Source organism: Bacteroides graminisolvens, assembly GCF_963666085.1.
In the GTDB taxonomy this organism is placed as follows: domain Bacteria; phylum Bacteroidota; class Bacteroidia; order Bacteroidales; family Bacteroidaceae; genus Bacteroides; species Bacteroides graminisolvens.
Genome location: NZ_OY762556.1, coordinates 903,271 through 928,817, shown reverse-complemented (window position 1 = coordinate 928,817; position 25,547 = coordinate 903,271). Strand labels below are relative to the sequence as shown.

The 25,547-nt window shown below is 42.5% G+C and carries 22 protein-coding genes and 1 pseudogene; 14 read left to right on the top strand and 9 right to left on the bottom strand.

The features are described 5' to 3' along the window. Positions 1–3: 3 nt before the first annotated feature. On the bottom strand, positions 4–732 hold the full coding sequence (gene dapB / locus ACKPCE_RS03775) for a 4-hydroxy-tetrahydrodipicolinate reductase (RefSeq protein WP_319504242.1): 729 nt from the start codon (positions 730–732) through the stop codon (positions 4–6). Positions 733–824: 92 nt separating this feature from the next. On the opposite strand from dapB, the gene ACKPCE_RS03770 reads away from it, so the two are divergent. From ACKPCE_RS03770 to ACKPCE_RS03755, 4 genes are all read left to right on the top strand, one after another. After that, positions 825–2,090, top strand: coding sequence for a DUF2851 family protein (locus ACKPCE_RS03770; protein ID WP_319504241.1), 1,266 nt, complete (start codon positions 825–827; stop codon positions 2,088–2,090). A gap of 85 nt (positions 2,091–2,175) precedes the next feature. Continuing rightward, positions 2,176–2,745, top strand: a complete 570-nt coding sequence (locus tag ACKPCE_RS03765) for a DUF4348 domain-containing protein (RefSeq protein ID WP_277638578.1) — start codon at positions 2,176–2,178, stop codon at positions 2,743–2,745. A gap of 97 nt (positions 2,746–2,842) precedes the next feature. Next, complete coding sequence (locus ACKPCE_RS03760; RefSeq protein WP_407654948.1) at positions 2,843–4,762, top strand: Ig-like domain-containing protein; 1,920 nt, start codon at positions 2,843–2,845, stop codon at positions 4,760–4,762. A gap of 43 nt (positions 4,763–4,805) precedes the next feature. Further along, complete coding sequence (locus ACKPCE_RS03755; RefSeq protein ID WP_407655025.1) at positions 4,806–5,567, top strand: DUF3108 domain-containing protein; 762 nt, start codon at positions 4,806–4,808, stop codon at positions 5,565–5,567. Here the strand turns inward: ACKPCE_RS03755 and ACKPCE_RS03750 are convergent. Beyond that, complete coding sequence (locus tag ACKPCE_RS03750) at positions 5,557–5,961, bottom strand: PaaI family thioesterase (protein ID WP_319504239.1); 405 nt, start codon at positions 5,959–5,961, stop codon at positions 5,557–5,559. The genes ACKPCE_RS03755 and ACKPCE_RS03750 overlap by 11 nt on opposite strands. A gap of 4 nt (positions 5,962–5,965) precedes the next feature. Beyond that, positions 5,966–7,441 carry a cysteine--tRNA ligase gene (cysS, locus tag ACKPCE_RS03745; RefSeq protein WP_319504238.1) on the bottom strand — a complete coding sequence of 492 codons (1,476 nt, stop codon included), beginning with the start codon at positions 7,439–7,441 and terminating at the stop codon, positions 5,966–5,968. Positions 7,442–7,742: 301 nt separating this feature from the next. Here cysS and ACKPCE_RS03740 point away from each other — a divergent pair, with 301 nt between their 5' ends. Continuing rightward, positions 7,743–8,381, top strand: a complete 639-nt coding sequence (locus ACKPCE_RS03740; RefSeq protein ID WP_319504237.1) for an HU family DNA-binding protein — start codon at positions 7,743–7,745, stop codon at positions 8,379–8,381. On the opposite strand, the gene ACKPCE_RS03735 is transcribed toward ACKPCE_RS03740, so the two are convergent. Then, positions 8,382–11,228, bottom strand: a complete 2,847-nt coding sequence (locus ACKPCE_RS03735) for a DEAD/DEAH box helicase (RefSeq protein WP_319504236.1) — start codon at positions 11,226–11,228, stop codon at positions 8,382–8,384. It lies immediately after the preceding gene. Between the two features lie 48 nt (positions 11,229–11,276). Further along, complete coding sequence (locus tag ACKPCE_RS03730; protein WP_276991282.1) at positions 11,277–12,788, bottom strand: GH3 auxin-responsive promoter family protein; 1,512 nt, start codon at positions 12,786–12,788, stop codon at positions 11,277–11,279. 93 nt (positions 12,789–12,881) lie between these two features. Between ACKPCE_RS03730 and ACKPCE_RS03725 the strand changes: the two genes are divergently transcribed. Then, positions 12,882–13,892 carry an ATP-dependent 6-phosphofructokinase gene (locus ACKPCE_RS03725; protein WP_277638583.1) on the top strand — a complete coding sequence of 337 codons (1,011 nt, stop codon included), beginning with the start codon at positions 12,882–12,884 and terminating at the stop codon, positions 13,890–13,892. Here ACKPCE_RS03725 and rnc read toward each other — a convergent pair. The 3 genes from rnc to ACKPCE_RS03710 are packed head-to-tail and all read right to left on the bottom strand — an operon-like array spanning position 13,851 to position 16,271. Further along, positions 13,851–14,753: a ribonuclease III gene (gene rnc, locus ACKPCE_RS03720; protein ID WP_277638584.1), complete on the bottom strand. Its 903-nt coding sequence runs from the start codon at positions 14,751–14,753 to the stop codon at positions 13,851–13,853. The genes ACKPCE_RS03725 and rnc overlap by 42 nt on opposite strands. Before the next feature lie 3 nt (positions 14,754–14,756). Further along, positions 14,757–16,019, bottom strand: a complete 1,263-nt coding sequence (fabF, locus tag ACKPCE_RS03715; RefSeq protein WP_319504235.1) for a beta-ketoacyl-ACP synthase II — start codon at positions 16,017–16,019, stop codon at positions 14,757–14,759. Between the two features lie 15 nt (positions 16,020–16,034). Further along, positions 16,035–16,271: an acyl carrier protein gene (locus ACKPCE_RS03710; protein WP_024995436.1), complete on the bottom strand. Its 237-nt coding sequence runs from the start codon at positions 16,269–16,271 to the stop codon at positions 16,035–16,037. A 98-nt stretch (positions 16,272–16,369) separates the two neighbouring features. Between ACKPCE_RS03710 and purN the strand changes: the two are divergent. Beyond that, positions 16,370–16,992 (top strand): annotated as a pseudogene (purN, locus tag ACKPCE_RS03705) (phosphoribosylglycinamide formyltransferase). On the opposite strand, the gene pdxB reads toward purN, so the two are convergent. Further along, positions 16,953–18,014, bottom strand: a complete 1,062-nt coding sequence (gene pdxB / locus ACKPCE_RS03700; protein WP_319504234.1) for a 4-phosphoerythronate dehydrogenase PdxB — start codon at positions 18,012–18,014, stop codon at positions 16,953–16,955. The pseudogene purN and the gene pdxB overlap by 40 nt on opposite strands. A 567-nt stretch (positions 18,015–18,581) precedes the next feature. Here pdxB and ACKPCE_RS03695 point away from each other — a divergent pair. From ACKPCE_RS03695 to ACKPCE_RS03665, 7 genes are all read left to right on the top strand, one after another. Further along, positions 18,582–19,187 (top strand): DUF4254 domain-containing protein, encoded by a 606-nt coding sequence (locus ACKPCE_RS03695; protein WP_024995434.1) that lies wholly within the window; start codon positions 18,582–18,584, stop codon positions 19,185–19,187. Positions 19,188–19,190: 3 nt separating this feature from the next. Then, the gene (locus ACKPCE_RS03690) at positions 19,191–20,222 is read left to right on the top strand and encodes a glycosyltransferase family 9 protein (RefSeq protein WP_319504233.1); all 1,032 of its coding nucleotides are present in this window, start codon (positions 19,191–19,193) and stop codon (positions 20,220–20,222) included. Between the two features lie 114 nt (positions 20,223–20,336). Continuing rightward, positions 20,337–21,371, top strand: a complete 1,035-nt coding sequence (locus ACKPCE_RS03685) for a hypothetical protein (RefSeq protein ID WP_319504232.1) — start codon at positions 20,337–20,339, stop codon at positions 21,369–21,371. Further along, positions 21,371–22,486, top strand: coding sequence for a UDP-galactopyranose mutase (gene glf / locus ACKPCE_RS03680; protein WP_319504231.1), 1,116 nt, complete (start codon positions 21,371–21,373; stop codon positions 22,484–22,486). Before ACKPCE_RS03685 ends, glf begins: the two co-directional genes overlap by 1 nt. 16 nt (positions 22,487–22,502) lie before the next feature. Then, positions 22,503–23,531 carry a glycosyltransferase gene (locus ACKPCE_RS03675; protein WP_319504230.1) on the top strand — a complete coding sequence of 343 codons (1,029 nt, stop codon included), beginning with the start codon at positions 22,503–22,505 and terminating at the stop codon, positions 23,529–23,531. Positions 23,532–23,558: 27 nt separating this feature from the next. Further along, positions 23,559–24,302, top strand: a complete 744-nt coding sequence (locus tag ACKPCE_RS03670; protein WP_319504229.1) for a lipopolysaccharide kinase InaA family protein — start codon at positions 23,559–23,561, stop codon at positions 24,300–24,302. A gap of 3 nt (positions 24,303–24,305) precedes the next feature. After that, the gene (locus ACKPCE_RS03665; protein WP_319504228.1) at positions 24,306–25,355 is read left to right on the top strand and encodes a CDP-glycerol glycerophosphotransferase family protein; all 1,050 of its coding nucleotides are present in this window, start codon (positions 24,306–24,308) and stop codon (positions 25,353–25,355) included. Positions 25,356–25,547 lie beyond the last annotated feature (192 nt).

Below are 25,547 nucleotides of genomic sequence, written 5' to 3'. Positions count from 1 at the left end.
TTTTTATTCGTTAAGAAAGGAAAATAGATCGGACATGCCCAGATAGCCTTGTTTGCCCGCTGTATACTCAGCGGCAAGTACGGCTCCCAATGCAAAACCTTTACGGTTTTTAGCGTCATGCGTAATGCTGATACTGTCGGCCTCCGAATCGTATCGAATGGTATGTATACCGAATACCTCACCTTCTCTGATTGAATGGATAGGCAGCTCATCGGCTTGTTGTGCATCTTCTTTTACCCAGTGACTTTTACGATCCAGGTTTTCAAGCACGCCCTCAGCCAAGGTAATGGCTGTGCCACTCGGAGCATCTAGCTTATGAATGTGATGCGTTTCGCTCATGGTTACGTCATACGCGGGGAATTGATTCATGATTTTGGCGAGGTGCTTATTAACTGCCGAGAAGATCACAACACCCAGGCTGAAGTTAGATGCCCAAAATAATGTTTTTCCTCCTGTGCTGCAAAGTTGCTTGATCTCTTCTCCGTGCTCATCCATCCAGCCGGTACTTCCCGAAACCACTTTCACACCTGCAGCAAATGCTTTCATGTAATTAGAATAAGCCACCATGGGGTTGGTAAACTCAATCGCAACATCGGCAGAGCGGAAAGCCTCCGATTCAAAGTCCTGCTGATTGTTGAGATCTATAATACACACTATTTCGTGTCCGCGGTTTAAGGCAATTCTTTCTATCTCTTTGCCCATTTTTCCATAACCAATCAATGCAATCTTCATTGTTCTATATGTTTTGTAGAAATAATTGACGCAAAGATAATTATTTTGATGGTAAGTTATTACTTTTGCCGCATATTAACGCCTTGTTAACAATGGAACAACTACTGCATTACCTATGGAAACACAAAATTTTCCCTTTAAAAGAGTTAAGAACTACGACAGGACTACCGGTCGAGGTGATTGATACCGGTTTACAAAACAGTAATTCGGGACCCGACTTTTTCAATGCGAAACTTAAAATTGACGGAACACTTTGGGTAGGCAATGTGGAAGTGCACCAGTCTTCGTCGGACTGGATGCGTCACGGGCATAATCACGATAAGACATACGATTCTGTTATTATGCACATTATTACCCATGCCGATTGTGAAGTGCATCGTTCCACGGGTGAATGCATACCGCAGCTGCAACTGGTTTGCCCCGACCATATTCAGGCTAATTACGAGCAATTGCACCGTTCTGAGGTGAGACCTTATTGTTACTCTATCTTGTCTGGTTTACCTAAACTGGCTGTGCATTCGTGGATGTCGGCACTTCAGTCGGAACGGTTTGAGCAGAAAACTGCCCTGATCAGGCAACGCCTTCAACGCACCAATCAGCATTGGGAGGATACTTTCTTTATGACGCTGGCCCGTAATTATGGGTTCGGGCTGAATGGGGATGCTTTTGAAACTTGGGCTAATCTGGTTTCTTTCAGGGCGGTGGATAAGCATCGCGATAACTTATTTCAGGTTGAGGCTATCTTCTTTGGACAAGCTGGACTTTTGACTGAGGAAGAAGGAGATGAGTATTACTTGTCTTTGCAGAGAGAATATTCTTATTTGAAACACAAATTCAGTCTGAATGAGATGGATGCCTCTTTGTGGCGTTTTCTTCGGTTACGACCCGGTAACTTTCCGCATGTCAGGATTGCCCAACTAGCCTATCTTTATCACTCTGCCAACGGACTCCTTTCCAAGGTCGTGGAAGCTGCTTCTATGGAACAAGTAAAGAAATTGCTTTTAACACGAACATCAGCTTATTGGGATACACATTTCATTTTTAGTAAATCGTCGCTTCGCAGGCAGAAGAACCTTAGCGAGGACTCGCTTAGCCTTATTCTCATTAATACAGTGGTTCCGTTCTTGTATGCTTACGGATTACATAAGGGCGATGACAAATTGTGCCAAAGGGCAGGCAACTATCTGGAGTTATTGAAGGCAGAGAATAACTACGTGATCCGTTTGTGGCAGGCGGCAGGCATTGAAGTGGAATCGGCATCCGACTCACAAGCCATACTACAGTTGCAGAAAGAATATTGTGATAAAAAGGATTGTCTTCGTTGTCGTTTTGGTTATGAGTACCTCAAGCATAAATAAGTCTGCACTTTTGATTCTATTTTCCGAACTTGTACTATATTTGCCTGCTGAATTTTGAGCTTCAACAATTTAATGTTTTATGGCTATGAATGCAAAAAGATTTGCGCTCTGTTTATTGATGGTAACTATGCTGGCTAGCGTGTGTTTTATCTCTTGTGGTAACACATCGGCGAAAGATTCATCGGGGAAAGATGTGACTCCCGGTACTACACAAAAAGACGACAGCTTTGAGGCGTTTCTGACTAAATTTACTTCGAGTGCCGCTTTTCAGTACACTCGCGTTAAGTTTCCGTTGAAAACTCCCATTACGCTCATGTCTGATGATGGAAACAGTGAAAAAACATTTCCTTTCACCAAAGAGAAATGGCCGTTGCTCGATGAAGAAACGCTGAAGGAAGAACGCATCGTTCAAGATGAAGGCGGAGTTTATGTGTCGCGGTTTGTGGTGAACGAGCCTACTCACAAAGAGTTCGAGGCCGGTTATGAGGAATCGGAAGTTGACCTTCGTGTTGTCTTTGAATTGATTGACGGTAACTGGTATGTAACAGATTGCTATACAGCGTGGTATAGTTTTGACCTTCCCATTGCCGACCTGAAAGAAACTATTTCGCAGGTTCAGGAAGAAAACAAGGCATTTGAAGAGGTACATCCGTAAACAACAGAGTGCAGGCGATTGCTTTCCTGCACTCTTATTTTTTATAAATATGTGTAAAAGATAGTGCTAATTCAGGCAGAACCCTTATTTTTGCAGCATGTTAAACGGAAAGTATCATAACACGAAGCGTTTTGCCCGGTATGCATTGGCTGCTACCGCCATGGTAGGAGTTTTTTACTCTTGTGCCAACGTGGGCCGTCCCGAAGGAGGACCTATTGATGAAACGCCTCCCAAAGTAATAGGGAGTACCCCTCAGGCGGGTGCCTTAAACAATAAAAGAACAAAAATACTAATTGAATTCGATGAATTCGTCAAGCTCGAAAAGGCTAACGAAAAAGTCGTTGTTTCGCCTCCTCAGGTGCAGCAGCCTGAAATTAAAACGACAGGGAAGAAGGTCTCTATAAATCTGCTCGACTCCCTCAAAGCCAATACCACTTATACCATTGACTTCTCCGATGCCATTGTTGATAACAACGAAGGTAATCCGCTAGGTAATTTTGCTTTTACCTTCTCGACAGGTAGCGCTATTGACAGCATGGTTGTTTCGGGTACCGTACTCGACGCATCGAACCTGGAACCGGTTAAAGGCATATTGGTAGGCTTGCACGCTAATTTACAAGACTCGGCGTTTGTGAAGCAACCGTTCGACAGGGTAGCACGGACAGACAGTCGCGGGCATTTCTCCATTCGGGGTATAGCGCCCGGCAAATATCGCATTTACGCTTTGCAGGATGCCGATCAGAATTTTATCTATTCTCAGAAAAGTGAAGTACTTGCTTTCAATGACTCGTTAGTGATTCCCGGTTTTGAGGAACGCCTTCGCAACGATACTACCTGGAAAGATTCACTGACCATTGACACCATCGTGCCACGTAAATACACCCACTATCTGCCCGATAACCTGATATTGCGTACTTTCAAAGAAGAACTCTTCTCGCAGTACCTGGCTAAGAGCGAGCGTACGCTGGATCGTAAGTTTTCTTTGTATTTTGTTGCTAAAGCCGATACGTTACCGATTTTGAAGGGACTTAACTTTGACGAGAAAGATGCGTTCCTTATTGAAAAGAATCATAAGAATGACACCATACATTATTGGGTAAAAGACTCGCTGATCTATAAAAAAGATACGCTAAGCATGAGTCTCAGCTATTTGTATACCGATACGCTTAATCAGCTGGTTCCCCGTACCGATACGTTGAATCTGATCGTTAAAAAGGCGAAGGGAGGACCCGAAGATCGCCAACCCGAGAAGAAAAAGAAAAAAGGGAAGGAGAATGAACCGGAGCCAACACGCTTTATTGCTGTTACTCCCACCATTCCGGCCTCAATGAATGTATATGATAGTATCAGTTTTGTGTTTGATGAACCTTTGGATCATTACATAGGCGGTGCCATTCACCTGAAACAGAAGGTCGATTCTCTTTGGAAAGAGGCGCCTTTTGCCTTTGCGCCCGATTCTGTTGAACTGCGTCGCTATAATTTATTCAGTAATTGGGAACCCGGAACGGAATATGAACTGGAGGTTGATTCAATGGCTTTTGTCGGTTTATACGGATTGCATTCCAATAAAATAAAGCAGAACTTCAAGGTTCGTTCGTTGGAGGAATACGGAGCCATTTATTTCAATGTGTCCGGTATTCAAACTGCTGCTTTCGTTGAGTTGCTCGATGGGCAGGATAAGGTGGTCAGAAAGCTACCGGTGCTCAATGGGCAGGCCGATTTCTATTACCTGAACCCCGGTAAATATACCGCACGACTTATTGAAGATACGAATGGTAATTATAAATGGGATACGGGCAACTATGAAAAGAAGCTTCAGCCCGAAATGGTTTATTATTACCCCCAACTGGTTGAGTTAAAAGCTCTTTGGGAGTTGGAGCAAGACTGGAATGTGCTATCTAAACCCCTTGATAAACAAAAACTAGATGAACTTAAAAAACAAAAACCGGATGAAGACAAAAAGAAAAAGAACAATGCTGCCAATAAGCAGAATAGCTCGTCGAGGCGTAGTTACTAGTTGCAAATTGTTGCTGCTCGTTATAACATTGAGCTTGTTTGCCATGCCGGCAAGTGCACAGTGCGAGGCTAAGAACGATGCTTTTAAGTCGGGCGAACACGTGATGTACGATTTGTTTTTCAACTGGAAGTTTATCTGGACAAAAGCGGGATTGGCAAGTCTTACTACCAATGAAACCATCTATCAGGCAAAGCCGGCTTACCGCATTAACCTGCTGGCTATAGGAAGCAAGAAAGCTGATTTCTTCTTTAAAATGCGTGATACGGTTACTTGTATCATCGGAAATCGCTTGGAACCTTATTATTTCAAGAAGGCCGCCGAAGAAGGCAAACGTTATACCATTGATGAGGCTCGCTTTTCTTATAGCAATGGCTTGTGTCACGTAAAGCAGTCCCGAATGAAGGACGGAAAGATTGAGCGTTCGGAGTACAGTGACAGCCGTTGCATTTATGATATGCTGAGCATTCTGGCGCAGGCACGTTCATTTGACCCTACTGATTATAAAGTGGGGCAGCGCATTCAATTCCCCATGACCACCGGTCGTAAGGTTGAGGAGCAAACCCTCATCTTCAGAGGAAGGAAAAGCTTTACTGCCGAGAATGACACAACCTATCGTTGCCTGGTTTTCTCTTTGGTGGAGTATAAGAAAGGGAAAGAAAAGGAGGTGATTACCTTCTATATTACAGACGATAAAAATCACCTCCCGGTTCGTTTGGATTTGTACCTCAATTTTGGTTCGGCAAAAGCCTTCTTAAGTAGCGTGCGGGGCAACAGGTACCCGCTTACATCTATCGTTACAAAGTAAAACCTAACGGTATATCTTTTCGATAAACACTTGCGTTGAATGTAGCAATCAGTTCACTGTTCTGATTAGTTACATCAACTTGGTAGTGCGCTGTTCGTTGTCCGATGTATTTTTCTACTGCCTCGGCATAAAGAATATCTCCCGGTCCGCTACTTCGCAAGAAGCTGATGTTCGACGTAGTTGATAAGGCCAATGTGCCGTGTGAATTAGCTGCGGCAGCCAAAGCCAGGTCGGCCAACGTAAAGATCGCTCCTCCTTGTGTTGTGTTACCGGCATTGAGGTGTTGAGGACCTATCTCCAGTCGGGCTTTACCGTAACCGGGTTTTATTTCAATCAACTCTATGCCGGCATCAGAAGCAAACCGGTCGTTCCGAAAGAATTCCTGCGGTGTCATTCGTTTACTTGTTGAGCTTCCACTCGAAGCCGTCTTTGGTATCCTTAATCTCGAATCCCAAGGCAGTGAGCTCGTTGCGTATCTTATCAGACATAGCCCAGTCTTTATTGGCTTTGGCTTGCATTCTTTGCTCCAGCAACATATCGACTACCTTGCCGTAAGCCGCTTCGCGACCGTCAGACGAGCCTGTTTCTTCTTTCAATCCCAGTATGTCAAACAAGAACAAGTGGAATGTGTCTTTCAACTCCTTTAAGTCGGCCTCAGAAAGCTTATTGTTTCCCGCCAATACATTGTTCACAATTCTGGCAGCCTCGAAGAGGTGCGAGATAACAATGGGAGAATTCAGGTCATCATTCATTGCCTCGTGGCATTTGGTGCGTATGCTTTGCACCTCTACATCCGATGCTGCCGATGTTTTGATGCGATCAAGTCCGTCAACCGCTTCCAAAAGTCTTTGCAGTCCCTTTTCAGAAGCTTGCAGCGCCTCATTGCTGAAGTCAACCGTGCTGCGGTAGTGCGCCTGAAGGATAAAGAAACGAATGGTCATGGGGCTGTATGCCTGAGTCAGCATGGCATGAGAACCATTGAAGAATTCATCGAGCGTAATGAAATTACCCAATGATTTACCCATTTTCGTTCCGTTCACGGTAATCATGTTGTTGTGCATCCAGTAGTGAACCATGTCGTCACCCTGAGATGCCACCGATTGTGCTATTTCGCATTCGTGGTGAGGGAAAACAAGATCCATGCCGCCTCCGTGAATATCAAAATGCTCGCCCAGATACTTACGTCCCATGGCGGTACATTCGCAATGCCATCCGGGGAAACCATTGCTCCAAGGCGATGGCCATCGCATGATGTGCTCCGGTTGTGCACACTTCCACAAAGCAAAGTCGGCCGGGTTGCGCTTCTCACTCTGTCCGTCGAGTTCGCGGGTGGTGTTCAGCACATCGTCCAGATTACGTCCCGACAACTTACCGTAGTGATGATCTTTATTGTATTTAACTACGTCGAAGTACACAGAACCTTCACTCTCGTAAGCATAGCCGTTGTTCAAAATTTCTTTTACCAATTCAATCTGTTCAATGATGTGTCCCGAAGCATGTGGTTCGATGCTTGGTGGCAAAACATTGAGTGCTTCCATCGATTTGTGGTAACGGTTCACGTAATATTGCACCACTTCCATAGGCTCCAATTGCTCCAACCGAGCCTTCTTTGCTACCTTGTCTTCCCCTTCGTCAGCATCGTGCTCCAAGTGTCCCACATCGGTAATGTTGCGCACATAGCGTACTTTATACCCCAGGTGAGTAAGATAACGGAATAATATATCGAAAGTAATGGCCGGACGTGCGTGCCCCAAATGTGCATCGCCGTAAACGGTTGGTCCGCATACGTACATGCCTACGTGAGGTGCATGCAGCGGTATAAACTGTTCTTTTTTCCTGCTTAAGGTGTTGTAAATCGTCAGTTGGTGTTCCATAACGCTTTGATTTATTTTTAAGAACTACAAAGTTATAATAAATTGTTTATTTAGATGGACTTTGCCCACTAAAAGATAACTATTTCATTGCTTTTCTGCCCGTAGAGTTGTATTTTTGTAGTGAGAAGAAAAGCGGCTAACCATGGTTGGACGACTGAACAACCATGGTGGGCATATCGGCTAACCTAGGTTGGTAAATCAGATAACCAAGGTTAGCCGCTCATTTGATAAATGCCTTTGTGGGTGTTTATCAGGCTTCGGAGAGCATACACCTTTGTATAAACTTTATAATGTAATAGGAATGGCAATTCATTTTGAATGGTACGAAACACCGGTGGCACCGCATCAGCCGGAAGAGAAGACGCTGCATGCGCGCATTAGTTTTAACGGGAAAACAGATACGGCTCAGCTGCGGAAAAAAATACAGGAGCGCTGCACGCTGTCGGAGACCGATGTAGTGGCAGTTCTCGATGCGTTGTCTCGCGTGATGGGCGAGGAACTGGCAGATGGCCGGCAGGTGCACCTGGACGGGATAGGATATTTTCATCCCACACTAACTTGCACGGAAATAATCAAGGAAGATACGAAGCAGAAGAATGCCAAGGTGCGTTTGAAAAGCATTAAATTCAGAGCTGATAAGAAGCTGAATAGCTCGGTTGGTGAGGTGAAGGTGCAGCATGTGAAGCGCAACGAGCACTCTTCGCGATTGTCACCGGAAGAAATAGATAGGTATCTCACGGAGTACTTCAACACGCATCGCTTCATGACCCGTGCCGATTTTCAGAAAGGCTGCGGTTTGCTTAGAAGTACGGCAATGAACCATCTTCGCCGATTAATTGCTGAGGGTAAAATCAAGAACATCGGATTGCGCATGCAGCCCATTTATGTGCCCCTGTCCGGATACTACGGGGTGGATGCCGAAAATGCCATTGACCAATGATCAAGTAAGCAGCATTTCCCATTCGCTGTCGGTCAGCGAATCGAGCGGGTTGTTGTCGGTTATGAACGACTCGGCCAGCTTTCTTTTTTCTGCCTGTAACTGCATCATTTTCTCTTCAATACTGTCTTGGGTGATAAAACGATAGGCCATTACCTGCTTTTGTTGCCCGATGCGGTGTGCCCGCCCGATGGCTTGCATCTCCGCCGCCGGATTCCACCACGGGTCGATGATAAAGATATAGTCGGCTTGTGTGAGGTTTAGTCCCACGCCCCCCGCCTTGAGCGAAATCAGGAACGCCTGTATGTTTTCATCGTCCGCGAAACGGGTAATTTCTTCTTCGCGGTTGGTGGTGCTGCCCGTGAGCATGGCATACTTCCATTTCCGTTTGGTAAATGCTTTGGCCACCAGTTCGAGGTGCTGTACAAAAGATGAAAAGATAAGAACCTTGTGGCCTTCACTTCGCAATGTTTCGAAGGTGCCTACAATTTCCTCCATCTTGCCCGACTCCTCGTGAAAGTCTTTCAGCGTCAGTTTGGGGTGACAAGCCAATTGGCGCAACCTCATGATGCCGTTGATGATGGTGAAATTTCTTTTTTCACTCTCAACCTCAAGTTCATGGAGCAAGATGCTACGCAACCGGTTTCTTTCGTCTTTATAAAGTTCCTCCTGTTGTTCCGTCATGCCACAATAAAGAACCTCTTCGGTTAATGATGGTAGTTCCGGAGCAACATCGGATTTGCTGCGGCGTAGAATAAAAGGTTCCAGCAACCGTTTCAGCTCACTTTCCTTCACTTCGTTACCTTGCCTGATGGGAAGAATAAAGTTTTTGGTGAAGTGCCTCTCACTGCCCAGTAAATCGGGTTGTAGGAAACAAAACTGCGCCCAAAGGTCTTTCAGTGAATTCTCTATCGGTGTGCCGGTAAGTACCAACCGGTGATTACCCTTCAATGTTACGGCTGCCTTGAAGGTGAACGAGTCGCTGTTTTTGATGCTCTGACTTTCGTCCAGAATAACATATTCGAACACGTATTTGCTCAGCTCACTGATGTTGTTACGCATAATGCCGTAGCTGGTAAGCACTATGTGATATTGATTGAATTCTTTGGGCGTAATGCCTTTTTTGCCCACGCCGTTACCTTCATATTGTCCGATGGACAGGTTGGTAAAGCGTTGCCCTTCTTTGGCCCAGTTGTGCAAAAGAGACGTAGGAACCACAATGAGTGAGGCATGTTTGGCTTTGGCGTTGTACACGTATTGCAGAAGCGCTAAAGTCTGAATGGTTTTACCCAATCCCATGTCATCGGCTAGGCAGCCGTTAAAACGGTGCTCGTAAAGATGTACCATCCATGACAATCCCGCTTGCTGGTAATGCCTTAACTGGGCACGGAAACCTTCGGGAGCATCTAATAAACGCTTGGGTTGGTACGGCCCCGTCTTCTTTCCGTCTTCCGAAAAAGCCGATTGCACCAACCCCACGAGCGACCGTCTGACGCGAATCGTTTTGTCTTCCTTTACCGTGGCTGCTTGTAGCAAACCGCTGTACTTACTGAACCAGTCTTCGGGCAGCAGCATGATTTTCCCGCTGGGCAGCACAAACTCACGATTCCCTTCTAATATATGTTTCCTGAAGTGAGTAAACGGCAGTACCATGCCGTCAATCATCACCTGGATGTTCAGTTCAAACCAGTCGCGGTCATCTTCCTTATAAAATTGTTCAATGCGTATGTCTTCCAAACAATACTCGGCTTCGACGGTTTGGTTCGTGATAACGAACCGTTTGTGGAGCAACTCTTTGTTTTGGTACATCCAGCTTACGAGGAGAGAAGAATCATTCGTATGGGTGTTCTTGGGAACAAATAGTTTGTCGCTTACCTGTTTCAATCCCGATACTTTCAGGAATTCGTATGCTTCGTTTTCCCTGGCAATGTTTCGCTCAAAATAGACAATACGAATGTTCTCCGTGGCATTGTCCAACCGGGCTATCTTGGCTGTGGCACAAGCATCGTGCGTAAACTCCTGATCACCGTATGTAAAATGCAACCGGATGCCCCAGTCTAGGCCGGGAGTCAGGTTTACGGTGAGATGGGGTTCACACGAAACCGGCTCTTTTACAATGTCGAACCCCGAAGCCGTAACGTGATGATAACGCATGGCTGGCAACACGATGTTCTCCATGTATTTTTCGCTCAGAGAAGCATCCACGCTAACTTGCGCTTTATGGGTAAAAGGAAGTATTCGCGAAGCCTCAATGTGGTTAAATACGTGAAGCTCTCTGCCTAGCATGAGCACGGCAGGCGAGGAGCTGAGCACGATAACCGGCTTCTTGTCGGGCAAACTTACCTCATCGCCATTTCGGGAACATTTAATGGCATAGCTAAATAGCTTTTTGGTCAGGGTAAAGTGAAACGAGAGGCTGCTCGATTGCTCATTTACCTCATAACGATGGTGTTCGTAAAGCAGGTTGCTGCCGGCTTGTTTCTCATATAGGGGCAGTTTGTACTTTACAATGAGCTTGATCATTTCGAGTAGTTTCTTCTCAATGTACGGTCGCACTTGCTCCTTGTACTTCTTCTCGGTAAGTTTATGCAGAAACACACTGCTGCTCTTTTCTTTGGAGTAGACTGCCGTGAGATACTTCTCGGTGTAGTGCGCGGCAATATCTATGGCTTTACGCTCCGGGGCCGAAAGACGGTCAATCAATCCTTCGGGCGCATGGAAAGCCTGTTCGGCAAGTTGTACCATTTCATTGTCCCTCCGCGCCACGGTATAGGGGAGCAATAGATGTCCCAATACCGGATGTTGCGCCAGAACAATAACTATTTCTGCAGATGGAATAGTTTGTTTCATGTAGTCTTTTTAAGGTGTTTGGCTCTTGTGAGGAGCAAGTCGTTGTGTTTATGCGTTGTTGAGGGAGAGCATCTCGTCAATGTACTGCCTGTTGTTGCTTAAACGGGGCACTTTGTGCTGCCCGCCCAGTTTGCCTTTTTCCTTCAGCCAGTCGTGAAACAACCCTTTGCGTGCAGGTATTACCTCCAGCGGTTGCAAAGCGATGTCTTTCCAGCGTTTCGCTTCGTAATCAGAGTTCAGCTCTTTCAGTGTACTGTCAAGCACGGAAGCAAAATGCTCAATGGAATCGGGCGTTTGGGCAAATTCAATAACCCATTGATGTCTGCACTTGGCATTGGCATCCATGAATACGGGAGCTGCGGTATACTCACTCACCTGAGCACCTGTTACGGAGCATGCCTTGGCAAGTCCTTTTTCGGCATTATCAATGATTAGTTCTTCGCCAAAGGCATTGATGAAATGCTTGGTGCGGCCCGTGATGACAAACTTATAAGGTTTGTTGTTGGTGAATTTCACCGTATCGCCAATCATGTATCGCCACAATCCGCACGAGGTAGTGATAACCAGCGCGTAGTTTTTATGGAGTTCCACCTCTTCCAGACAAAGCACTTTGGGGTTTTCTTTGCCGACTTCTTCCAGCGGAATGAATTCGTAGAATATGCCGTAGTCAATCATCAACAACATGGAAGGGTCTGCCGGATCATTCTGTGTACCGAAGTAGCCTTCTGATGCGTTATAAGTTTCCACATAGTGCATGTTGGGCGATTGAATCACTTGGTGGTATTGGTCGCGGTAAGGGGTGAAGCTTACGCCTCCATGGAAAAAGACTTCCAGGTTGGGCCACACTTCTTCTAAGTGTTGCTTCCCGGTTTTTTCGAGTATGCGTTTGATGAGTACCAGAAACCAGGAGGGAACTCCCGAAAGACTGGTCACATTGGCTTGAATTGTGCTGTTGGCAATGGCTTCTATCTTACTTTCCCATTCACTCATCAGCGCTATTTCCTTTTTAGGAACACGGATGAGGTTTACCAGCGGACTGACATTCTGTATCAGGATAGCCGATAAGTCACCTACTAAACTGTGTCGGGAATTATGGTTGGGACTGTGACTGCCACCTAAGATGACTCCTTTGCCTGAGAAGAAACGGCTTTCGGGGTTCATCCGTAAGTAAAGGGCCACGGCATCGGCGCCTCCCTTGTAATGAATATCTTTAAGAGCTTCTTTGCTGACAGGAAGAAACTTGCTTTTGTCATTGGTGGTGCCCGACGACTTGGCAAACCAGCGTATCTCAGAAGGCCAGATGAGGTTCTTCTCTCCGGCACGCAAACGTTCTACGTAAGGCTTCACCTCTTCATAGGTCTGAACAGGCAGACGTCTTCTGAATTCATCGTAGCTGGTAATACTTTTGTAATCGTACTTCTTGCCCCACTCGGTGTTTTGAGCCTCTTTAATTAGCCGGGTAAGCACCCTGCTTTGTATCTCACCCGCTTGTGTGGCATAAAGATCTATTTCTTTTAGTCGTGAATCAAAAAGTTTTCTTATTATCTTAGTGCTATTCATTACTTATTTTTGTAAAATAACGTTTGAATGTACAAAAGTAAGCTTATTTATCTTTTTTTTCTATCTTTACCCCGAAAATATCGTTAAAACTATATGAGAATAGGTATATTGACTTCAGGTGGAGATTGTCCGGGTATCAATGCCACCATTCGTGGTGTGTGCAAGACTGCCATTCATCATTATGGTATGGAAGTGTTGGGTATACACAGTGGTTTTCAGGGCTTACTCGATAAAGATGTGGAGGTTTTTACTGATAAATCGTTGTCGGGCTTACTAAATCAGGGCGGTACTGTTTTGGGTACTTCGCGTGAAAAGCCTTTCAAAAAGAAGGGCGTTCCTGCCGATGTAAACAAGCCTGCCCTTATTCAGCAGCATATCCGTGAGCTGGGTATTGATTGTGTGGTGTGCATCGGTGGTAATGGTACGCAGAAAACCGCTGCTAAGTTTGCTGCCATGGGCGTAAATATTGTGTCTGTTCCCAAAACGATTGATAACGATATTTGGGGTACGGATTTCTCTTTTGGCTTTGATACGGCTGTGACCATTGCTACAGATGCCATTGACCGTCTGCACTCAACGGCCAGTTCGCACAAGCGTGTTATGGTCATTGAAGTAATGGGGCACAAAGCCGGGTGGATTGCTCTTTATTCGGGCATGGCCGGAGGAGGTGACGTTATCTTGCTTCCCGAAATTCCTTATAAACTGGAGAATATTCGCGAAACCATTATGAACCGCATCAAAAGAGGTAAGCCTTATTCCATCGTTGTAGTAGCCGAAGGCATTCAAACCGACGGCAACAGGCGTGCGGCCGAGTTCATAGCTCAGGAAATAGAGCGTGAAACAGGGTTGGAAACTCGTGAAACCGTGCTGGGTTACATTCAACGGGGAGGATCGCCAACACCGTTCGACCGTAATTTGTCGACCCGAATGGGGGGGCACGCCACCGAACTTATTGCCAATGGCGAATACGGACGCATGATTACGTTAGTAGGAAGTGAGATCTCTTCTATACCTTTAGAAGAGGTAGCCGGTAAGCTAAAGCTGGTAACTGAAGAGCACGACTTAGTCGTTCAGGGACGAAGAATGGGTGTCTGCTTCGGATAATTGCGCCGGTTCACTTTTCGTATCCGACTCGATAGGCTGAGCAAGGGTGTTGTCTGCTGCGCTTGCTTCGGGAGTACCGGTAAGAGTGGTGCGGTCTATCTTTATGTTTTCTATGGAACTGATAAACTCCGGATTGGTCTTTATCTTCTTCAAAGCCATTTGAGCGGCATTCTGTTGCGACTCTTTCTTGGAATAGCCGGTGCCGGTGCCGGCAGATAATCCTTCAATCATGATTTCCGTTTGAAAGACCGGATTGGAGTCTTGGTCGAGGAACTGTTCAATAAGCTCAAACGATACTTCCATCTTGCTCTTTTGGCTCCATTCAATCAGCTTTGACTTGAAGTTAACCTCCTTGCGCGACAGTTTATCGAGGTCGATGTACCGTTTGATGATTTTCTCTTCCAGAAACATCTTGCACTTATCATACCCCTGATCAATGTAGATAGCACCAACAAATGCCTCGAACGCATTGCCGTACATGTAACTGTTGTGCGAAGAAGTGCGGGTTGATGATTTGATTAGCTTGTCGAGTCCTATCTCAACGGCTAGTTTGTTGAGCGTTTCCCGCTGCACAATCTTTGAACGGGTATTGGTGAGAAAGCCTTCTCGCTTCCCTTCGAAATGAAGATATACAATATCGGCCACAACGGCATCAAGAATAGCATCTCCTAAAAACTCCAGCCGCTCATTGTTTATGGGCTTTCCTTTGTCAGATCGTAGACTAGTTGATTTATGGAGAAGTGCTTGTTCGTAAATTTGTATGTCACGCGGAAAGAATCCGAGTATTCGGTAGAAACAAAAATAAGACTCTCTGTTCTTATTGAACAGGAGCCTTATCTTATCTATTTCATTGCGTAACACGATTTATTCAGCGTATTTCTTGAAAATAACACATGCGTTATGACCACCGAAACCAAAGGTGTTAGATAAAGCAACGTTTACTTCACGCTTTTGCGCTTGGCCAAATGTGAAGTTCAGATTGTAATCAATCTCAGCGTCGTTATCGCCTTCAGTAAAGTTGATGGTTGGAGGCACAATGCCATTCTTAATGGCAAGGATACTTGCAATAGCTTCTACTGCGCCGGCAGCACCCAATAAGTGACCGGTCATAGATTTGGTAGAACTGATATTCAGTTTGAAAGCCTGTTCGCCGAATACTTCTTTGATGGCTTTAGATTCTGAAATATCACCAACCGGAGTAGATGTTCCGTGAACGTTGATGTAATCAACTTCTTCGGGCTGCATCTCTGCGTCTTCCAATGCATTCTTCATTACCAACTTTGCTCCCAAACCTTCGGGATGAGAAGCAGTCAGGTGATAAGCATCAGCAGACATACCGGTACCCACCAGCTCTGCATATATTTTTGCACCACGCGCTTTAGCATGTTCAAGTTCTTCCAGAATAAGGCAACCGCCACCTTCTCCCATCACAAATCCATCGCGTGAAGCGCTAAAAGGACGTGAAGCAGTTTCGGGAGAATCGTTACGGGTAGAAAGTGCGTGCATTGCATTGAAACCACCTACTCCACCGGGAGTTATTGCAGCTTCGGCACCACCACCTACTATGATGTTAGCTTTGCCCAAACGGATCAGATTGAAAGCATCGGCTATTGCATTGGTTGATGTTGCACATGCAGAACATGTTGCGTAGTTAGGACCGTGGAATCCGTACAAGATAGAAATCTGCCCTGCGGCAATGTCGGAAATCATTTTGGGAATAAAGAAAGGATTGAATCTTGGTCCTTTGTCTTTGTTCGTGTAATAATTGCCTATTTCTTCTTCGAATGTGTTGATTCCTCCAATACCGGCGCCAAAAATAACACCGATTTTGTTTAAGTCTTCCTTTTCAACATCAAGACCAGAGTCAGTAATAGCTTCCTTAGCAACTGCAATGGCATACTGTGTGTACAGGTCCATCTTCCTTGCTTCTTTGCGGTCCATGTACTGAGTTGCATCGAAGTTTTTCACTTCGCAGGCAAACTGAGTCTTGAATAGCGATGCATCGAAATGAGTAATAGGCCCTGCTCCACTAACCCCGTTCACAAGATTCTCCCAGAATTCCGGAACGTTATTGCCAATGGGAGTAATGGCGCCAAGACCTGTTACTACGACTCTTTTTAATTCCATATTATGAAAAACAGATTACTTAGCGTGTTCTTCGATGTAAGACACAGCGTCACCTACAGTTCCGATCTTTTCTGCTTGATCATCTGGAATAGAGATACCAAATTCTTTTTCGAATTCCATGATAAGTTCAACAGTGTCAAGAGAATCAGCTCCTAAGTCGTTAGTGAAGCTAGCTTCGATTGTAACTTCTGATTCTTCAACGCCTAATTTATCAACGATAATCGCTTTCACTCTTGATGCAATTTCAGACATAACTTTAAGTTTTTAATTAATAATTAGTTTTATTTCTTTAAATTTGCGGTGCAAAGGAATAAATATTTATTGTTCTAAGCAAATATTTGATTAAATAAATGCAATCTTTTGCACAATTTTCACTATTGTGTGCAGAAACAGCTTGATTATGAAGAGAAATATAGCTATTTTAGCCTCCGGTTCGGGTACTAATGCCGAGAATATAATCCGTTATTTTAGTAAAAGCACGTCGGTTTGCATCAAATTGGTGCTCTCTAATAAGGAGGATGCCTATGTTTTAAGGCGTGCAGAGAGCTTAGGAGTACCTTTCAAGGTGTTTCTGAAGGATCAATGGGCCGGCGGCGAAGCAATTCTTGCTTTATTAAAGGAGTTTGAAATAGACTTTGTGGTGTTGGCAGGCTTCTTAATCCGTGTGCCCGATGTTTTATTGCATGCTTATCCAAACAAAATTATAAATATTCATCCTTCTTTGTTGCCCAAGTATGGCGGAAAGGGGATGTACGGTGATCGGGTTCATGAAGCCGTAGTGGCGGCAGGTGAAGAGACGAGCGGCATCACCGTGCATTACGTGAATGAGCACTATGATGAAGGTGCGGTTATATTTCAGGCTACTTGTGCCATATCTAAAGAAGATACCCCTTCTGATGTGGCGGCTAAGGTTCATGCATTAGAGTACGCTCATTATCCTCTTATTATAGAAGAGGTTGTTTCTATACGGTAAGCATCCGGCTCTCTTCTGAAAGGATAATGTCCTCTTTGCTTCTCGAAATCTTCGGGATTAGCTTTCAGCGTCATGCTGTCTCTTTGCGGATTGTATATTTTCAATATAGCTTCTGAATAGGTGTTGGCAACCATAATATTGTTCTCGGGTGCAGGCGGGTTGATGTGATAAGTACCTTTCAGGTTGAAGAACTTGCATAGAGCGTCCAGAGACATACGCGTGGCGTTTGCCTTGCCGTCGGCAGAGTATCCTGCTATGTGAGGGGTTGCAATAAAAGCCCGGTTCATTAATTCGAGGTTGATGTGAGGTTCATTCTCCCAAACATCAATAATTGCATCACTTACTATCCCTTGGTTTATGGCATGAAGCAGTGCGTTGGTGTCAACCACTTCTCCTCTTGATGTATTTATTATAATAGGACTCTTTTTTAATGATTGAAAGAAGTCGGCACCTGCCAGGTGATATGTTTTGTATGCACCTTCATTATATAAAGGAGTATGGAATGTAATCACATCACATTCCTCGGCTAATTGTTGCAAACAAGAGAAGGCTGTTTCTTCTTCTTTTTCTTGTCGGGGCAGATCGTTGAGCAGCACTTTCAGACCCAGCTTTCTGGCAACGGTCTCTACTTTACTGCCTACATTACCCACTCCCACAATTCCCAGAGTCATCTTTGAGAGTTCTAATCCTTTCTCCTTTTCCAATAACAAAAGGGCCGACTCTATGTATTGGGCAACCGAACCGGAGTTGCATCCCGGTGCATTGGTCCAGGTAATTCCCTTCTCTTTGCAGTACGCCGTGTCTATATGGTCAAAGCCAATGGTTGCTGTAGCTATAAATTTCACGTTGCTTCCTTCCAGCAACTCTCTGTTGCAATGGGTTCGGGTACGTATAATTAAAGCGTCGGCGTTGCGAACTAATTCGGGGGTAAACAAGTTGCCTTCCACATACACCACTTCGTTGGCAAGTTGTTCAATGGCAGGACTGATATAGGGTATTTTATTATCGACAATTACTTTCATAACAAGATGACTATATATAAATATGTTGCGTTGCAAACGATAGGTACAAAAATAGGCCTTTTTAGTTGTTTTTCGATTAAATCGCTCATGAAATGCATGAAAAAAAGTATCACCAAGTATCACCAACCTTGCAACGATCTGATTATCAGATTTTTATGTGTGATACTTTACTAAAAAAAAGCCTCACCAAGTATCACCAAGTATCACCAACTTTTTTGCACCGATTCCTTACAAGTACATCGCTATTTACCTTCTATATATAAGCTTGATAATAAGCATGCTTATGCGATTTATTTTGCAGGTGAGCAATTTTCGTCTCCACCCGGATGTACACAGTTTGTATACCCCCATGTACACGGTCTGTAGACCTGGGTGTACAAATGTTCTACACCCGGGTCTACCCTGAATTTCTCCACGTGGAAACAGATTAAGGCAATGTTTGGCTTTAAAATATAGAATTTGCCAAGCAGATTATCCTCATTGTGTTATAAAAAACAGTAAAGGGTTGGTTGTATGGGAAATATTCTATAGTTTTGCCCGATGTATTTATATAAATAAGTTGATATTATGACATTTAGTAAGCTTTGCAATGAGATATTCTGGAAGGCAACGACAGATTATCATGTGACTGATAGTGTGGATGCACCAATGAATAACCCGTACGAACTGAAAACCATTGAATATTATCTTTATCTAAAGAATTGGATTGATGCCGTGCAATGGCACTTTGAAGATATCATCCGCGACCCGCAAATTGATCCGGTTGAGGCTTTATCTTTAAAACGTAGAATTGATAAATCAAATCAGGATCGTACTGACCTCGTAGAGCTTATTGATAGTTATTTCCTAGATAAATACAAATCAGTTGAACCACTGGCAGATGCCACTATCAACACGGAAAGTCCCGCTTGGGCTGTTGATCGCCTTTCTATCCTTGCGCTGAAAATATATCACATGCAGCAGGAGGTTGATCGCGCAGATGTTACGGAAGAACACTTAAATCAGTGTAAAACCAAACTGAACATTCTGCTTGAGCAAAGAAAAGATCTTTCATCGGCTATTGATCAGCTGATTGAAGATATAGAGAACGGAAAGAAATACATGAAGGTATATAAACAGATGAAGATGTATAATGATCCGGCTCTGAATCCGGTTCTTTATGGTAAAAAATAATCAATGGCAAAGATTCTTGTTATCCGTTTCTCTGCTATAGGAGATGTTGCCATGTCTGTGCCCGTGATTCATGCATGGGCCAGTCAATACCCTCAACATCAGATTGTTTTTTTAAGCAGACCTTCGTTAGCCCCTCTTTTTACAGAATTACCGGAGAATGTGTCGTTTTATAATGCCGATTTAAAAGGTAAGCACAAAGGTATTGGGGGGTTGTACACACTTTTTAAAGAGTTGCAACTGATGAAATTTGATGTGGTTGCTGACCTGCATCATGTTTTAAGAAGTAAAGCTCTTGCTTTTTTGTTTCGTTTGGCGGGAACTAAAGTTTGCTCTATTAATAAAGGTCGGTGGGCCAAGAGGAAGCTTGTGCGTAAGCGCAATAAGATATTGGTTAATCAAAAAAGCTCTTTCACACGTTATGCAGAAGTTTTTGAGAAAGCAGGCTATCCGGTTTTGCTGAATTTCACTTCGTTGTACGGAGATAGCAAAGGAAATCTAGAGACTGTTCAACACATCGTTGGACAAAAAGGAACTCAGAAATGGATTGGAATAGCTCCGTTCGCAAAACATAAAGGCAAAATATACCCTTTAGAGCTGCAAGAAAAGGTTGTTGCACACTTTGCTGCGAACCCTGAAGTAAGGGTTTTCTTATTTGGAGGCGGTAAAGAAGAGGAGAACTGTTTTGCCGAATGGGTGAATAAATATCCTGCGGTAGTATCTTTGACGGGCAAGCTAAACATGTCTACCGAACTGGCTCTGATGAGTCATCTGGATGTGATGCTGTCAATGGATTCGGCCAATATGCACCTCGCTTCATTGGTTAATATACCTGTTGTATCCGTCTGGGGCGCAACACATCCGTATGCAGGTTTTATGGGTTGGAAGCAGTTGCCCACAAATGCCATTCAGCTCGATATGCCCTGTCGTCCTTGTTCCGTATTTGGACAAAAGCCTTGTTATCGAGGTGATTATGCTTGTTTGAATGATATTAAACCCGAGAAGGTGATTGAGAAGATAAAAGGAATTATTGAATAAAAATTAAACAAACCTTATTTTTAACTCACATATTACAAGAACTCTACATGTCATATATCTATTGGTCTAGTAATATAGCAATAAATGAAAAATAAATAATAACTCATTCAGTTTATGTATAAAAATTATCGAGTAGTGTGTAATACGGCTGCAGGACGTAGAAGATATATGCAGTATTTGTTTCCTCCAATAATTGCTTCTGACTTAGTTGATAGATATGATATATGGGTAAATACAAATGATCCGTGTGATATAGAGTTTTTTAAACAGATAGCTCAGAAATATCCTAAAGTCAATTTAGTGTGGCAACCCGACGGCATTGTCAATGGTATTAAATCAATCAATGCTTTTTACAAGACTTGTATTGAGGAAGATACAATATATATAAAGTTGGATGATGATGTGGTTTGGCTTGAACCCGATTTTTTTGAAAAGATGTTAGCTTTTAGGATTGATAATCCAGATTATTTTTTGGTGTCTCCAATGGTTATCAATAATGCAATATGCACTTATATAATGCAAATTTTTGGGAAAATAAAGCTATCGAAATATATGAATGCCAGAGCAAATCACTCTATTTTATGGCGAAGTGGTGTTTTTGCAGTTCATTTACATAAATGGTTTCTTGATAATTATTTAAAAACAGGTCGTTACAAAGAACTTTATTGTGGGAAAATACCTATAGCAACCAATCGATTTTCTATTAATTCCATTCTTTGGTTTGGTAGTACTATGAAGCAATTTGATGGAATTGTACTTGATGACGACGAAGAATACCTTTCTGTCATAAAACCAACACAATTAAATGCTTCAAATTGTTTGAATTGTGATGCCCTTATCTCACATTTTGCATTTCGTCCTCAAAGAGAATATCTCGATAAGAAATTCATTCTTGAGGAATATGGTGTATTTTTGCAAGAAGAGTGGAACAACATGCCTAAGATAAGTTTGATTAATAAGGATATTCAGTTGTTAATGCGTGAAATAAAGGCAAATGAGTCAGTTCTGAAGCTATCGAAACCCATTTATCGGAAAATAAAGCCAACTTTAAAACAAAAAATGAAGTCTAATTTTAAAACTCTTATCCGCAAGTTAAAGTTTTTGGTAGTTGTTTATACTGAAAAAAAATATATTACGCCTCAAGATTAATGAAAAAAGAATATGATTATTTAATTGTGGGTGCCGGTCTGTATGGAGCAGTCTTCGCTCGCCAGATGATGGATGCCGGTAAACGTTGCCTCATAATAGATAAACGTAACCATATAGGTGGAAATATCTATTGTGAAGATGTTGATGGCATACATGTTCATAAGTATGGAGCGCACATTTTTCACACAGACAATAGAGACGTTTGGAGTTACGTGAATCGCTTTGTTGAATTTAACAGATTCACCAATTCTCCTTTGGCATTTTACAAAGGTTCCTTGTATAATTTACCTTTCAACATGAATACTTTCAACAAACTTTGGGGTGTTAATACCCCCCAGGAAGCTAAAAAGAAAGTAGAAGAGCAATGTGCTGAATTTGCTCATATTGAGAACCCGGCAAATTTAGAAGAACAAGCACTCAAACTGTGCGGAACTGATATTTACTATACATTTATCAAAGGTTATACGGAGAAACAATGGGGTCGGTTGGCCACTGAATTACCCGCTTTTATCATTAAAAGAATTCCTTTCCGCTTTACTTACGATAATAATTATTTTAATGATCCGTTTCAAGGAATTCCTCATGGCGGATATAATAGTCTGATTGCAGCATTGATTGATGGCTCTGATATTAGACTTAATACCGATTTTTTTTCGGACAGAACGGCCTTAAGTGCTTTGGCTGATAAAGTATTGTTTACCGGTTGCATTGATGAATATTTTGATTATCAACTGGGGAAGTTGGAATATAGAAGCCTGGTTTTCGAACACGAGTGTTTATCCATACCCGATTTTCAGGGCAATGCTGTGGTGAATTACAATGAAAAGGAAATCCCTTTTACACGAATCATTGAACATAAACATTTTGAATTTGGTACGCAGTCTCATACGGTTATTACTCGTGAATACCCCGCTGACTTTACCGGTAAGAACGAACCTTATTATCCGGTGAATGATGACTTGAACTCTACATTATACAAGGCATATCGGGATATGGCTAATCAAGAAAAGCATGTTTTATTTGGCGGACGTCTGGCTCAATATGCTTATTTTGATATGGATGATACAGTAAATGCGGCACTTTTGATGGCAAAAGAGGAGTGTAAACTAATTTAAAAAAAGAAGGATAGCTATGATATGTTATTTGTCGAAAAATTACAAAGGTACCCATAGTGCCGGAAACAAAGCGAAAACGGATATTGAAAAAATCATGTCCGATTTAGGCTATCGCAATGTTGGTCTTCCTCAAAGCACGTATACAAATAGCATTTTATCCTTCGTCGTGACTTTGGTAGGGGTATTAAAATCTTTTTTCTCATTGCATAGAGGAGATTATCTTGTTTTGCAATATCCGTTAAAGAAATATTATACGTTGGTTTGTTGCATAGCTCATGTGAAGGGCTGCAAGGTTATAACTATAATACACGATTTAGGCAGTTTTCGAAGGCAAAAACTAACAGTTGAGCAAGAAATAAAACGGCTCAATCATTCCGATTATGTCATAGCCCACAATTCGTCTATGTTAAACTGGTTAGTCGAAAAAGGATGCAAGGCTCAGATGGGTTCGTTGCAGTTATTTGATTACTTGTCGCAAACACAGGCAACGTGGCAAAAACGCTCCTCGGGTGCTCCATATAAGGTGTTATATGCAGGTGGTTTGGCCTCTCGCAAAAATAATTTTTTATATGAAGTAGAGAAATATATCAAATCATATTCTTTTGTCCTTTATGGAAATGGTTTTGAAGCTGATAAGATTCAGCATAAAGCGTTTTTTGAATATAAAGGATTTATTCCTTCGGATTCGCTCATTGCTTCCGCTCAGGGTGATTTTGGACTGGTGTGGGATGGAGACTCCGTAGATGAATGTTCAGGTAATTTCGGAGAATACCTTCGATATAATAACCCCCATAAAACTTCTCTTTACATCCGATGTGGTTTACCTGTTATTATTTGGGAAAAAGCGGCTTTAGCTTCATTTGTTTCTCAACATCAAATAGGAATCTGTGTGTCTTCATTGCGTCATTTGGACGATATTTTATCGAATATTTCAGAGGATGAGTATGCACAAATGAAGGAGAAGGTACGTATGGTTAATGATAAACTGATGAGTGGAGAGTTTTTAAAAGCAGCACTCAATCAGGCTGTTCAACAAATTTCTTAATGAATTATACATCAAAATATTAGTTATATGAAAGTCACTATCAATCCGAAGTTTGAATATTTACGTTCTTTCATCGAAAAACTACCCTGTTCTTTCAATCAGGAAGGTAAACTTATTTATTCAGGTCGGAACCAAATCAAAGTTTTTAGTACCGGTGACTTGCTCATTAACGTAAAACGATACGGGGTGCCGTCTTTATTTAATCGGATTATCTATTCTTATTTTCGACCATCCAAAGGGTTTAGAGCTTTTACTTATCCACAAATGTTGTTAGCAAAAGGCTTTCAGACTCCCCACCCGGTAGCTTATGTAGAAGAAGAAAGTTTCGGTTTGATTAAACATTCTTATTTTGTAAGTATTCAATGTCCGTATAAACGCAAATTTTATGAGTTTGGTGATGCCGATATTGAAGAGTGTAAAGATGTGGTAAAGGCATTTGCCCAGTATACAGCTCGTTTGCATGAAGCGGGCATTTTACATCGCGATTACTCTCCCGGTAATATACTTTTTGATAAAATAGATGGTGAATACCAATTTTCACTGGTTGATATAAACAGAATGAGTTTTGGAGTCGTTGATATACGTAAAGGATGTGCTAATTTTGCCCGTTTGTGGGGGCAAATTCCTTTCTTTGAGTATTTGGCAAAAGAATATGCATTGGCAAGGGGAGCCGATGAAGCAGAATGTACACGTTTAATTCTTGCATACAGAAAGAAATTCTGGAAAAGATTTGCCAATAAGCACCGAATTAAATACAAATTAGAATTTTAAGATATGTCTGGTAAGCGCTATTTGTTTTTTGTTTCACTCACTTATTCATATTCTATTTTACGTCCGCTGCAAGATGCAATATGGCAACGAGGTGACGAAGCGGCATGGTTTATAGAAGATGGCTGTGAGAACTGGCTTCGTAACGACGAGAAACAGTTGCATACTATTCAGCAAGTAATGGATTATAATCCGATAGCTGTTTTTGTTCCTGGAAACTGGGTGTATCACTTCTTCCCGGGAGTAAAAGTGGCAGTGTTTCATGGATATGCAATGAAGAAAAGAGTTGAGAAAATTGATGATCACTTTACCATTAGAGGATGGTTTGATGTGTATTGTTCTCAAGGTCCAAGTACTACGCCTTATTTTAAACAATTAGAGGCCAAACATGGTTTCTTTAAAGTTTATGAAACAGGATGGTGTAAGGTTGACTCTTTTTATAATAATGGCACTACTCAAAATACAAATAATAATTTCACCATTCTTTATTCTCCCACTTTCACTAAAGGGATATGTTCTGCTTGGGATTTGTATGATGTAATAAAGAAAATAGCAGAAAAAAAACCGTGGAATTGGATCATAACCTTCCATCCTAAATTGAATGATCCGGAGCTTTTAGATAAGTACAAGGCCCTCGGATCTCAGTTTGAAAATGTAAGTTTTCAGAGAGGTAATGATGGACTAAATACATTTAGAAAGGCCGACGTTATGTTGTGCGACAGTTCCTCTATCATAGTGGAGTTTATGTTACTGGATAAACCGGTTGTTACTTTTAGGAACACAAATCCCGGGGATTATCTGCTGAATGTATTAAATGAAGAAGAGGTAGAGGGAGCGCTTGAAGAAGCATTGTCGCGCCCTGAACACCTGATGGAACACATTCATAATTACACCATGCATCATGAGCCGCATCGTGACGGAAAAAATTCTGAACGTGTGCTCGAAGCCGTTGATGATTTCATTACTAATTATAAAGGCAAGCTAAAGCCCAAACCGCTTAATTTGTGGCGTAAGTTTAAGATACGGATCAAAGCCCGGTATTTTCGTTTTTCATAATTTTACCCGATAGTTTTTCCTATTATTTTCTAAATTATGTTCAGCTAAGTATGCAGTATTTAGTTTATCACTGCATTTATTATAAAATGAACGTTTTGAATGAATATAATATGAATATACTATGCTATATTTCCTTTTTTGTATATCTTTGCGATCGCAATTTTAAAGAGAAAAGACTTTATTGTTTATCTT

What these genes read in the sequence shown, in the direction of transcription:
- ACKPCE_RS03670 (WP_319504229.1), top strand. Translation starts at nt 23,559, where the DNA reads ATGAAAGTCACTATCAATCCGAAGTTTGAATATTTACGTTCTTTCATC.
- ACKPCE_RS03690 (WP_319504233.1), top strand. Translation starts at nt 19,191, where the DNA reads ATGGCAAAGATTCTTGTTATCCGTTTCTCTGCTATAGGAGATGTTGCC.
- fabF (WP_319504235.1), bottom strand. Translation starts at nt 16,019, where the DNA reads ATGGAATTAAAAAGAGTCGTAGTAACAGGTCTTGGCGCCATTACTCCC.
- ACKPCE_RS03685 (WP_319504232.1), top strand. Translation starts at nt 20,337, where the DNA reads ATGTATAAAAATTATCGAGTAGTGTGTAATACGGCTGCAGGACGTAGA.
- ACKPCE_RS03695 (WP_024995434.1), top strand. Translation starts at nt 18,582, where the DNA reads ATGACATTTAGTAAGCTTTGCAATGAGATATTCTGGAAGGCAACGACA.
- ACKPCE_RS03710 (WP_024995436.1), bottom strand. Translation starts at nt 16,271, where the DNA reads ATGTCTGAAATTGCATCAAGAGTGAAAGCGATTATCGTTGATAAATTA.
- glf (WP_319504231.1), top strand. Translation starts at nt 21,371, where the DNA reads ATGAAAAAAGAATATGATTATTTAATTGTGGGTGCCGGTCTGTATGGA.
- ACKPCE_RS03730 (WP_276991282.1), bottom strand. Translation starts at nt 12,788, where the DNA reads ATGAATAGCACTAAGATAATAAGAAAACTTTTTGATTCACGACTAAAA.
- ACKPCE_RS03765 (WP_277638578.1), top strand. Translation starts at nt 2,176, where the DNA reads ATGAATGCAAAAAGATTTGCGCTCTGTTTATTGATGGTAACTATGCTG.
- ACKPCE_RS03725 (WP_277638583.1), top strand. Translation starts at nt 12,882, where the DNA reads ATGAGAATAGGTATATTGACTTCAGGTGGAGATTGTCCGGGTATCAAT.
- ACKPCE_RS03770 (WP_319504241.1), top strand. Translation starts at nt 825, where the DNA reads ATGGAACAACTACTGCATTACCTATGGAAACACAAAATTTTCCCTTTA.
- pdxB (WP_319504234.1), bottom strand. Translation starts at nt 18,014, where the DNA reads ATGAAAGTAATTGTCGATAATAAAATACCCTATATCAGTCCTGCCATT.
- dapB (WP_319504242.1), bottom strand. Translation starts at nt 732, where the DNA reads ATGAAGATTGCATTGATTGGTTATGGAAAAATGGGCAAAGAGATAGAA.
- ACKPCE_RS03740 (WP_319504237.1), top strand. Translation starts at nt 7,743, where the DNA reads ATGGCAATTCATTTTGAATGGTACGAAACACCGGTGGCACCGCATCAG.
- ACKPCE_RS03735 (WP_319504236.1), bottom strand. Translation starts at nt 11,228, where the DNA reads ATGAAACAAACTATTCCATCTGCAGAAATAGTTATTGTTCTGGCGCAA.
- ACKPCE_RS03760 (WP_407654948.1), top strand. Translation starts at nt 2,843, where the DNA reads ATGTTAAACGGAAAGTATCATAACACGAAGCGTTTTGCCCGGTATGCA.
- ACKPCE_RS03750 (WP_319504239.1), bottom strand. Translation starts at nt 5,961, where the DNA reads ATGACACCGCAGGAATTCTTTCGGAACGACCGGTTTGCTTCTGATGCC.
- ACKPCE_RS03665 (WP_319504228.1), top strand. Translation starts at nt 24,306, where the DNA reads ATGTCTGGTAAGCGCTATTTGTTTTTTGTTTCACTCACTTATTCATAT.
- ACKPCE_RS03755 (WP_407655025.1), top strand. Translation starts at nt 4,806, where the DNA reads ATGCCGGCAAGTGCACAGTGCGAGGCTAAGAACGATGCTTTTAAGTCG.
- ACKPCE_RS03675 (WP_319504230.1), top strand. Translation starts at nt 22,503, where the DNA reads ATGATATGTTATTTGTCGAAAAATTACAAAGGTACCCATAGTGCCGGA.
- cysS (WP_319504238.1), bottom strand. Translation starts at nt 7,441, where the DNA reads ATGGAACACCAACTGACGATTTACAACACCTTAAGCAGGAAAAAAGAA.